Annotated in this window: 8 protein-coding genes; 1 reads left to right on the plus strand and 7 read right to left on the minus strand. The window is 52.8% G+C overall.

What is annotated here, in order from left to right; all coding sequences use genetic code 11:
• The coding region (locus HJG40_RS11905) for a cation:proton antiporter (RefSeq protein ID WP_215864395.1) at positions 1–1596 on the plus strand (1596 nt) is incomplete at its 5' end.
• A gap of 12 nt (positions 1597–1608) precedes the next feature.
• Here the strand turns inward: HJG40_RS11905 and HJG40_RS11910 are convergent.
• The 7 genes from HJG40_RS11910 to HJG40_RS11940 all read right to left on the minus strand — a co-directional run.
• On the minus strand, positions 1609–2742 hold the full coding sequence (locus HJG40_RS11910) for an MFS transporter (protein ID WP_215864396.1): 1134 nt from the start codon (positions 2740–2742) through the stop codon (positions 1609–1611).
• Positions 2739–4247, minus strand: coding sequence for a GMC oxidoreductase (locus tag HJG40_RS11915; protein ID WP_215864397.1), 1509 nt, complete (start codon positions 4245–4247; stop codon positions 2739–2741). Before HJG40_RS11915 ends, HJG40_RS11910 begins: the two co-directional genes overlap by 4 nt.
• 4 nt (positions 4248–4251) lie before the next feature.
• Positions 4252–5037, minus strand: a complete 786-nt coding sequence (locus HJG40_RS11920; protein ID WP_215864398.1) for a glucose 1-dehydrogenase — start codon at positions 5035–5037, stop codon at positions 4252–4254.
• Positions 5034–7397 carry a glycoside hydrolase family 15 protein gene (locus tag HJG40_RS11925; RefSeq protein WP_215864399.1) on the minus strand — a complete coding sequence of 788 codons (2364 nt, stop codon included), beginning with the start codon at positions 7395–7397 and terminating at the stop codon, positions 5034–5036. Before HJG40_RS11925 ends, HJG40_RS11920 begins: the two co-directional genes overlap by 4 nt.
• Positions 7398–7504: 107 nt before the next feature.
• Positions 7505–8356, minus strand: a complete 852-nt coding sequence (locus tag HJG40_RS11930; protein WP_215864400.1) for a DUF1641 domain-containing protein — start codon at positions 8354–8356, stop codon at positions 7505–7507.
• A gap of 62 nt (positions 8357–8418) precedes the next feature.
• The gene (locus tag HJG40_RS11935; RefSeq protein ID WP_215864401.1) at positions 8419–9705 is read right to left on the minus strand and encodes an NAD(P)/FAD-dependent oxidoreductase; all 1287 of its coding nucleotides are present in this window, start codon (positions 9703–9705) and stop codon (positions 8419–8421) included.
• Positions 9706–9868: 163 nt separating this feature from the next.
• The coding region (locus tag HJG40_RS11940; protein WP_215864402.1) for an FAD-binding domain-containing protein at positions 9869–10420 on the minus strand (552 nt) is incomplete at its 5' end.

Below are 10420 nucleotides of genomic sequence, written 5' to 3' on the forward strand. Positions count from 1 at the left end.
CTGTTCGTGGTTGCCTCATTACTTTCGGTGATAGCCAACCGTTTACATTTACCCTATACCGTGGCCCTGGTGCTTGGTGGCCTCGCGTTGGGTGCGTTGCATCTTTTTCATACCCCGGTACTTACCCATGATCTCGTTTTCAATCTTTTTTTGCCCGGTTTGATTTTCGAGTCAGCCTACCATCTTTCTGCCAGTGCGATGTGGCGGGATCGCCTGGCTATTTTTGGTTTGGCTGTACCCGGTGTTTTCCTGTCCATGGTGGTGACTGCCTATGTGTTTCTCTGGGCTTCGGAATACTTGCCGCATCTTTCCGGTGCCGTGGTTCCTCTGGCCGTAGCCTTGGTGTTCGGGGCTGCGGTAGCCGCTACGGATCCAATTTCCGTAGTGGCCATTTTCCGCAAGTTGATGGCACCAGAACGGCTGACCTTCATGATTGAAAGCGAAAGCCTTCTCAATGATGGAACGGCCATTGTTTTTTTCAGTCTGTTTCTGACCCTTGCCGAGGGAAAGTCCATCTCCATCACCCATCTGGGCATTGATTTTGTCAGCGAAGTCGGCGGAGGGGCGTTGCTGGGTTTGATCATCGGCTGGCTCAGCTCGGAAATCATCAAGCGCATCGGTGATGGAATGGTCGAAATCACCATCACCATTTTGGCCGCTTATGGCAGCTTTCTGCTGGCAACACAGTTGGGGTACTCGGGCGTGATTGCCACAGTCGTAGCAGGACTGATATGTGGAAACTACGGGGCGCAAAAAGGGATGACGGCATCCGTCCGGATGGCTGTGAATACCTTCTGGGAATATATGGGTTTTGCGCTAAATTCCCTGATCTTCCTGCTGGTCGGATTGACCATTAATCTGCTGGATTTAATGCATATCTGGGCGCTAGTTCTGGCAGCCTATATCGCTGTAACCATTGCCCGGGCTGCTGTCGTCTATGGTATGGGCGCGTTGTTGAGCCGGACCCGCGCAAAAATCCCTCTGAATTGGAATTTTGTACTGATGTGGGGAGGGATTCGTGGAGCCCTGTCTATGGTTTTGGCGCTCAGCTTGCCTGCTGGCCTTCCACATCGGGAATTGCTCATTAATCTGGTGTTTGGTGTGGTGTTATTAACAATATTGGTACAGGGGTTGAGTATTTCGCCCTTGGCGAGAATGCTGAAGGTATTAGGCAAGGGTGGCGCAGATCAAAAAATAGAAATACAGCGCTTGAGAATTTTTTTGGCAAAATCGGATCTGCTTGAACTCAAAAAACTGGAAAACGAGGTATTGCGAGATCAGCGTGCCCTGGACGCCTTAACACGTTCGCTTGAAGAAGAGCAAAAAATAGCCACAGAACAGTTGCAGCTACTGGACAAAGCGGACAATAACACCATTATGCAAGGCGATTTTGTGCGTTTGTATCGCCGTATTTTGCTCTCCCGTAAGGAAAAAATAAATCAGGCACAGAGAGAAGGATTATTAAATGAAATCAGTGCAGAACAATTACTTGTCGATATTGATGCGCAGTTGCTGGAAATAGCTTCTCAACCGGAAACAGTATTTACAAGGATGTCTGCTGTGAAAGAAATCAGCTCTTTATCGCAAGAGGCGTGAATATGAGACTGCTTATTGCTGGCGGCTATTGCGCCAGGCCAGCCAGAGCAGGGGGACCGCCCATAGGGCAGAAAAAGTATAAATCTGATTCAGTGAAATGAAATGTTGCAGTGGGCCCAGTCCGGTAGAGCCGATGCCCTCTCCAATCATTAACGCGCCAACCAGTAGTCCAGCCATTTGCGTGCCTTCCTTGCCGTGTGCGGCTACCCCGAAAGCCATGCTGTAGGGATAGTAAATACCGCAAGCCGCACCGGCGAGGGCAAATGCCAGTAACAGCGCCGTTGCACTGACCAGGTGGGGAATGATGACAAAGCAGGCCGCCATCCCGACCGGCGCCAAGCGATAAACCCAGCGTCGGGAAAGGATGCAGTCGGGAATACTGCCCAAAATGAAGCGGGCAACAGTCATGCCTCCCCAAAACAGGGACAGTGCCAGGGCTCCGGTCGCGGCGGGAAGGTGGTGGTCGACACTGACCAATACATTGGCCCAGCTACCAAAGCTACCTTCACAGATCGCATAAATCACCACCGCAAAAGCAAAGGGCATCATGGAGCGTCGCCAGGCACGTAAGCCGCCCAGTTCGTGCGTATCGGTATCATCCGCAAGTGGAAATAAGAGTAAAACGAACCAAAGCAAAAGGATGAGGGCAGGCCAGGCCACCCAGCTCAACCAGCTTTGCGCACCAGTCAGAATCATGGGCGATACGGCAGTTGCTCCGCCAATAACGGCATTCAGAATGGTGACTGCAGCCGCAGCTGCGCCCGCAAAAAGCAGGGATGCAGCCCGATTGATGGCGGCATTGGTCAGGCCGAAGCCGATGCCCAGCATCAAAGTTTCAGCCAGCAGCAACAGGACAACGAACAGCCCGGAACTGAAAAAAGCCGCTACGAGTAAGGCCATGGCAACGGCATTGCTGATGGCTCCCAGACGAAACAGTCCCTTGCTGCCCAGGCGTTTGTGAATGGCTCCTGCACTCAACGCTGCCAATATGGCGCCGATGATTTCTGGAAAATACAACATTCCGTATGTGGCATTACTCATGTCATAGGGCGCACTGCGCAGGGTAGTACCCAATGCTGGAATCAGCACAAAAGCAGCTCCCTGCAAAAAACCGGCCATATAAACTGCACTGAGACCGCGTTTCATAGGCCGCCTTTAGCATGTTGGATAATATGCGCACTCACGCGCAAGGCATTGGCCATAATGGTTAGTGAGGGATTAACCGCACTAATAGAGGGCATAAAGCTGGCATCTACCACATACAGATTGTCCAGATCATGCGCCTTGCAATGAGGATCAAGGACATTGTCGGCAGGATCTTCGCCAAAGCGGCAGGTTCCGACTTGATGGGCTGTGGCAGAAATATCCATGGCCTGAAAAAATACGCCCATGAACCCGGCTTTTTGCAGGATTTCCCGCCATTTCTGGCAAAGGCGGCGGTGGCTTTCGCGGTTTTTGGGATTCCAGGCCAGACAAATGTTGCCATCGGCATTCAGAGTTACCCGGTTGTCCGGGTCTGGCAGGTCTTCGGTGGTCAGCCACCAATCTACGGAATGACTGGCCGTCCAGGCGCTGATGGGAATCGGCATGAGCGGCCGCTGAGCATGGAGCAGGGCCGGTGTGACCTTGCCCAATCCCTGAATATGACCCAGTGGATAAGGATAGTCCGGATCTCCGGAGTCTTCATAAAAATCGTTCAAAGCCAGGGTTTTTTGAAAAATGCTGCGATTTTCCCGACCCGGTTTAATGGCCATGCAGGCGCTATTGAGATGGCACATATAATTGCGACCAACCTGATCACTATGGTTGGCCAGTCCTGAAGGATATTTTTCCGACGCAGAAGCCAGCAGGATAGCTGCACTATTAACAGCGCCTGCAGCCAAAACTACCAGCCGGGCCATAAAGCTTCCCTGATCGGTCTCGACCGATTCCACCGTTTTGCCATTGGGGATTAAACGGCGCACCCGATGGCCGGTCAGAATCCGGACATTACTATGTTGCAATGCGGGGCGGACACCACACACTTCCGCATCACCCTTGGCATGGAGCATACAGGGAAAGCCATCACAAGTCGGGCAGCGCACGCAGGGGCTTTGTTCAGGTTCATCGGCCAAACGGTGGAGTGCCAGGGGTAGGGGAAAGGGGTGATAACCCATCTCGCGCAGAGCTTTATCCACCAATGCGATATCTTCATCGTGGGGAAATGGGGGATAGGGATAAGCTTTGCGGGGGGCTTCAGTAGGATCGGCACCGGCCTCGCCGTGCGTGAAATACCAGGATTCGGCTTCATCATAAAATGGTGCCAGATCATTATACGTGATGGGCCAGGCGCGGGTATTGCCACCCTGATGCTGACGCAGCGCAAAATCCTTGGCGCGGCGACGTAAAACGGCTGCCCCATAAAACTTGGTGTTTCCGCCGACATGATAGCCGGTAACCGGTGAGAAGGCTTTGCCGTCCTGATCACGCCACTGTTCATCGGTATGATATCGGTGTTCGCTGAAAACCGTCTGGGGATCCCAGTTTCCCCATTCACGGGGTAAATAATCGCCGCGTTCAAGAATCAGAATTTGTAAACCAGAGTCCGCCAGGGCACGGGCCAGTGTTCCGCCACCCGCACCGCTGCCGATAATAATGACATCGGCATCCATAGTGTCACCCTCCGTGGCGGAAATCCGGATAAATCAACATGCCCCCATCTACAGCAAGGGTGGTGCCGGTGATGTAACTGGCGAGATCGCTCGCCAGAAAAGCCACGACATTACCAATTTCCTGAGGTTTGCCGAGGCGACCCATGGAAATTTTTTTGTCGAGATCTTTCAACGACTGAGGATCGCTCCACACCGATTCGTTGATAGGCGTTTGAATGGCTCCCGGGGCAAGGGCCACCACCCGAATGCTTTTGTCTGCTGTTTCCTGGGCCAGGGTTTTGGTGAACATGGATAATCCCGCCTTGGCGCTGGTATAGGCACTATAGCCTTCCCAGGGAATGAATTCGTGCACCGAAGTGACATTGATGATGACACCGCGCTGCAGTTTTTCCATGCGCGGGATGGCTGCCCGGGCACAATAATAAGGACCGAGCAGATCAACGCTCAGTACTTTCTCCCAGATTTGTGGGTCATCATCTCCCACTAGGGCACGTGGCCCGTCCATCCCGGCATTGTTGACCAGAATATCCAGACCCCCAAAAGCCTGCTCAATTTGCTGTACCAGTTTTTCCACTGCGGCCGGATCAGATATGTCGGCCTGGAATGATTGCGCTTTGCCGCCTGCCTTGCTGATGCTGTCGACTACGGCATCGGCCTCATCCTTGCCCTTGCGATAATGGACCGCCACTTCTGCGCCCGCAGCCGCCAGAGTTTCGGCAATGGCCCGTCCCAGTCCACCACTGGCACCCGTGACTAATGCCCGCCGTCCCTGCAAATCAAGATGAATCATGACAAAGCTCCCGTAATATCCAGATGAAAATTTTCTCCAATCCAGTCTCCGCTTTCCTGCCAACGGATGGTAAACTGAACATTTTCTCCTTCGCTTAACTGTTTCAGGGGCAAAATGGCTACATGGCCCAGTTCCCAGTCTTCCGAGTGGAGATCCTGCACATCCTGCCAGCCGTTAATACCCCAATGAACCGTAAATGGGGCGCGAAGCAGTACACGTAACTCCTGGCCTGCCGGTAATTGCCGGGGCCTTTGCCGCAAGCGCCAAAGGCGGTAGTCAATCTCCGGTTTTTTTCCTTGATAGCGCTTCCAGGTGGCTGCAGGCCGGTCTACGGGTTCCCCTTTCATGAAGCTGTGACACAGTTTGATGTACTCACCGTGGGCCCAGACCAGTGGCATGGCGGAACCACTGGGGTGGCCCGGTTCCAGGCCTTTTTCCGGAATCGGGTCGGCTTCCCAGATTTGTTCGGGGAGCAAGCCGCCTTTCCCGGTCATGGCGGCCATGGCTTCAATGTAGGGCAGGGAGCTTTCTCCAGCGGCCAGCGCGTAATGGCCGCGCTCTCCCACCAGTAATGGCCAGCCACGACCAATTCCGGTGCCATCAAAAGGGCTGCCATCCTGGTGTTCTCCGTAGCCATCTCCATTATAACGATGCCATACCGGACCGCTGGGTGTGTCGGTTTTGAGCAGGGCATCCATCACCTTGACGGAGGCCGCAATGTGAGGATCTGCAGCGCTGCGCAGTCCATAACGCACCAACTGCAGAAAATCATTGGCCACCTGCTCGCTGGCGGGAAGATGCGGATCATGCGCCCGATTTTTGATCAATACCCACTCATCTTTGGCACCATCTTGAACTAGCACATCTTCCGGCGTGATTCGCACAAAATAACCGGGTACCTGATACTGTTTGGCGAGATCTGTATCCCTAACAAAAGTCCAGTTTTCCAGTCGTGCATTCCAGTAGTCCGCCAGCATCAGCGCACATTCGGCGGTTTTACCGCCCAGCAATTCGGCACCCTCCACCAGCGCCGCAATGGCGACTGCCAGCGTAAAAGTATTGACGCCGCCATCTTCCTCCCAGCGATCCTGCCCGGTTACCGGGCCTTCGTGGGCAATAAAGTGCAAGGCACGCTGGACCATATCGGCTACGGCAATGTCTTCCAGGGCTTTATGCTGGCGGAGCAGCGCGGCCAGTAAAATAGGAAACCCGGTTTCATCCAGTTGGACACCTTGCCAAAATGGTTTGCCACCGAGCCACTGGTTTTGCAACCAATGACCATCGGCCTGCTGGGTGCTGATGAGATAAGTCAGCACCTGTCGGGCTTCCTGTGTGGCACCCATGGCGACTAGCGCTCCGGCGCTTTCGACCAGGTCCCGGGACCAGACCAGATGATAGCCGCCGCGACTGGTGCTGGCTTCACCCCAAGGCACCGAAAGACTGGCAACCAGCGCACCGGGAAAAGTCCGGTCTTCATGGACCTTCAGAATATTTTTGGAACGGGCATAAAGGATTTTTGCCGCATCGGGAAGCTTGCTGGCGAAATTGCGGGGGCGCGGATGTTTTTTGTGCCAGGCCTGCCACAAATCCGTATAACTGGATGACGTGGCCTGGAAACCATTCGCCAGCGCGCTCCAGGCATTGGTTGCGGCGGCTTCTTTGCTGGAGCCCAGCCCTAAAGCCAGAGTCCCCTGACGGGGCATTTGTCCGGCCAGGGCCACTTCACCAGGTCCGGCTTCCCCATATTCCCAGAGCATGCGCCCATGCTCATGAAAATCCTGCCACAAGTCGCTGGCACCGACCTCCCCAACGCTGCAGCGTTCCAGCGCCGCGTAACCGGCGGAATTCCGGCAGGCGAGAGCCAGTCCGAACGGACCCTGTTCTGCCCACAGTACATTGCGACCTTCCCAGTTACCGACCCATGCTCGATTGTTTTCAGCATCTTCCCCGAGTCGCGCTGAACACAACAGATAAGGGCGGAGACTGGAATCCCCCTCCAGCTGGAAATCGACGAGCAGCACATCGCGGTCAGGATCAGCACAGACCTTGATGGTAAAGTCAAAACGCGCGTGATGATGGCGGATGATGGGTAGCGGTACCTGCGGATCATCCAGCTCCAGAGCGGGCTCTGGTAAGGTTTTCAGCTCCTGCCAAAATCCTTGATCATCGGCAATGATAAATCCAAGATCACGCACCTGCGGAATATCAATGCGCGGATAAAACACTTCGGTAATGATGCCGCTGCCGGTGGTGAACCACAGCTTGCTGGTGCCCAATGCTGTCCCTACACAGGACTTCCGGGCGGTAGACCATATCGGATGACGCCACTGTGCTGCCGGTGCCTTACTGACTGACTCCATATAATCACTCCTGGATGAATGTCCGTGGATTTCAAGCACCGGCTGGTGTTATTCAATGATCAAAATGCGTTGTTCCTCCGGTACCATTCCCTGAAAGAATGAAAAAATTAACCTTTGTGCTTGGGCAGAATACCCGCTTTTTCGAGATAAACGGGCAATACAGCCACCACGCGCATACCCCGTTGCACATCAGGATCTTTGAGCATGTGATACAGACCGGATAGTCCTCCTGCTTTGCCGGTGGCCTCGTGTTCGGCAGCATCCGCAAGGGCAGCGGCCATCAAGCGTCCACTTTGCATAAGACTCGCAGCGGAGTTCATCAGCGGACTATCCTGGCTCTTTTGCACGAATTGTCCCAGCAGGCTTTCCAGATCAATGGTTTCGGCAAAAAGACCAATTTGACGACTGATGTCCGCAACGCGCTGCAAATTGCCATCGTCCTGCATCTGTTTCAGCAAACGCAAGGCTTCGACAATGGTGGTATCGGCCGAGGTTTCCTGCCAGATATCACCCAGTTCCTTGATTTTGGCCACCACAGCACCGCCCGCAGGCCCCCGGAGAAATTCCAGAACGGCATTTACTTTCGGAATGATTTCGCCAAATATCTGTAGGGCAGATAACCACTCTGCCAAAGGCATTTCATGCAGTTTACTCAGCAGACTGGGGATAAAAGGCTTCAATAACGCGATGCTCTCAGTCACAAAAGCCGCATTTTCACGGATGAGCGCCAAGAGACCGCTTTCACGCAGGACGTTAAGCGTATCAAGCAGCTCTTCAATGCTCCCTTCCAGATCATAGCGTTCATTCCATGTGCCGGCTTTGAGGGCCAGGTCCATGGGCAGGTTTCCTGCCGGGCTGCCCATAAAGCTTTCGCTACCATGGGCAAGGTCGCCCAAGCGGGCAAGACCTGCCCATTGTTCTGGTGTGAGTTGAGGGGTGAAAGATTCTTGTGTTGCCATAATGCATCTCCCTTGATTTATATCATGCCAATAGTAAAAGAGGGCCTTGCGGCCCTCTTTTTTCAGGCTGCGAAGAGTTTTTCGGCCAGTAATTTGGAAGCGTCAAGCCCCCATTCCGGCATTTTGCCCTTCGTCTTGAAGAAGAGATTTTTGTACTGCATTTTCAGCAAGAAGGGCATATGGCCCATTTTCAGAATCTGGTCAGGACCGCCAAACCAACTGTTGGAGCGGATATAAAAGGCCATGTTGTTGCCCATGTCACCAATACAATAGACTACGGGTTCCAGAGGCTTGTCGGCTTCCACCGGAGCCATTTTCCCCAGATCCTTGGCGATTTGCTTGGCGACAATTTCACATTGGGCATGACCAATTCCGCCCAGTTTCGGCACGGTAATGGCGGCCGCGTCACCCGCTGCAAACACATTGGGATACTTGGGGTTACGCATGGTCACATCGGTCACCACAAAGCCTTCATTGTCACTGATGGGCAGACCTTTCATGAAATCATGGGGCACCCAGTCCGGGAAAACGATTTTCAATTCGGCTTCAATGTTTTTTCCGCTGGCCAGCTCCACACCGTCTTTGGTAATACGGGTAATATCCTTGGCTTCATTGACATAGTTGAAACCCATACCTCCGGCAATTTCAAGGAGCTTGCCCACTACTTTTTCACCAGCATCCTCAGCAATCAGGGCCGCTGGGGTAAACACCGTGATTTTATCGGGACCGCCCTTGCCGTGCTGCCCTAACCAGGTAGCCATGGACAACATGGTTTCCACGGGCGGGCCTTCACAGGCCGCTTCAGCACTTGGGAAAGCATGACCACCATACAGTTTGACGTCTTTGGTCCCATCGCCCTGATGGAAACGGGCAGAACCAATGGCTACCGGACCACCTTTGTATTCATGGGCCAGGAAGTGACGCAATTTGTTACCGTAGTAAAAATCGCTGACTGTATGACCATGTTCGGCAAATCCTTCAATTTTGTCATAAGCTAAACGGTTGCCCACAGCCACGACCAGATAGTCATAAGACATACTTTCGGGCGCAGCACCGGGGCGCTCATTCGGCACAAAATCTACACGCTTGGCATCTGGATCAATCGCCTTGATTTCAGCCTGAATAAAACCGATATCATCTTCATCCAAAGTGCTGGCTATATCCATTGCCAGGGTTTTACTGGGATCGCGATCCTCAAAAACTTCGGCAGGAATATTAGGCACAAATAACAAGAAATTTTTGCGATCAATAACGGTGATACGCACCGACTCTCCACACAACTCACGTACTTTTTGGGCTGAACCGAGACCGGCAAAATTACCACCAAGAACGACAACATGAGGCTTCATAGATTTTCCCTCCGTTTTTTCGTCATGAAATTGCAATAATCAACATCCAAATTGAATGAATGTCTCCTTATTAAGAGTAGTAGATAATCTCAAAAGTTCAACAAAACCTTTTTGGATGGTTATCTGGTTCATTATATTAATACGGTATTATATTTTTATTGGATTATAAATCATCAGGTTTTGCCAGATGATTTTTCTTCAGTTTCTCGAAAATATCCAGGGCCCGCTGTCTGGCTTCATGGTGATCAATGAGCCGTTGAGGATAATTGTCTCCCAGAACGACCCCTGCCTTTTTAAGAATGTCCTGATCTGCCGCCCAAGGCTGGTGAATAAAGCGATCGGGCAGATCGGATAATTCCGGAATCCAACGGCGCAGATATTTTCCTTCGGGATCAAATTTTTCTCCCTGTAATACCGGGTTGAAAATCCGGAAATAGGGAGCTGCATCTGCACCCGAACCGGCAACCCATTGCCAGGAGGCGCTGTTATTAGCCAGATCCGCATCTACCAGGGTATCCCAAAACCAGGCTTCTCCCTGTTGCCAGGAGACCAGAAGATCCTTGATGAGAAAACTCGCGCAAATCATCCGGACCCGATTATGCATCCAGCCACTCTGCCAAAGTTCGCGCATGCCTGCATCGACAATCGGATAACCCGTTTGTCCAGACTGCCAACGCTCCAGCAAAAGCGCATCTTTTTGCCAGGGAAACTCGGC

Origin of the sequence: Acidithiobacillus concretivorus, from assembly GCF_018853445.1 — a bacterium.
In the GTDB taxonomy this organism is placed as follows: Bacteria; Pseudomonadota; Gammaproteobacteria; order Acidithiobacillales; family Acidithiobacillaceae; genus Acidithiobacillus; species Acidithiobacillus concretivorus.

What these genes read in the sequence shown, in the direction of transcription:
- HJG40_RS11915 (WP_215864397.1), bottom strand. Translation starts at nt 4,247, where the DNA reads ATGGATGCCGATGTCATTATTATCGGCAGCGGTGCGGGTGGCGGAACA.
- HJG40_RS11920 (WP_215864398.1), bottom strand. Translation starts at nt 5,037, where the DNA reads ATGATTCATCTTGATTTGCAGGGACGGCGGGCATTAGTCACGGGTGCC.
- HJG40_RS11925 (WP_215864399.1), bottom strand. Translation starts at nt 7,397, where the DNA reads ATGGAGTCAGTCAGTAAGGCACCGGCAGCACAGTGGCGTCATCCGATA.
- HJG40_RS11930 (WP_215864400.1), bottom strand. Translation starts at nt 8,356, where the DNA reads ATGGCAACACAAGAATCTTTCACCCCTCAACTCACACCAGAACAATGG.
- HJG40_RS11935 (WP_215864401.1), bottom strand. Translation starts at nt 9,705, where the DNA reads ATGAAGCCTCATGTTGTCGTTCTTGGTGGTAATTTTGCCGGTCTCGGT.
- HJG40_RS11910 (WP_215864396.1), bottom strand. Translation starts at nt 2,742, where the DNA reads ATGAAACGCGGTCTCAGTGCAGTTTATATGGCCGGTTTTTTGCAGGGA.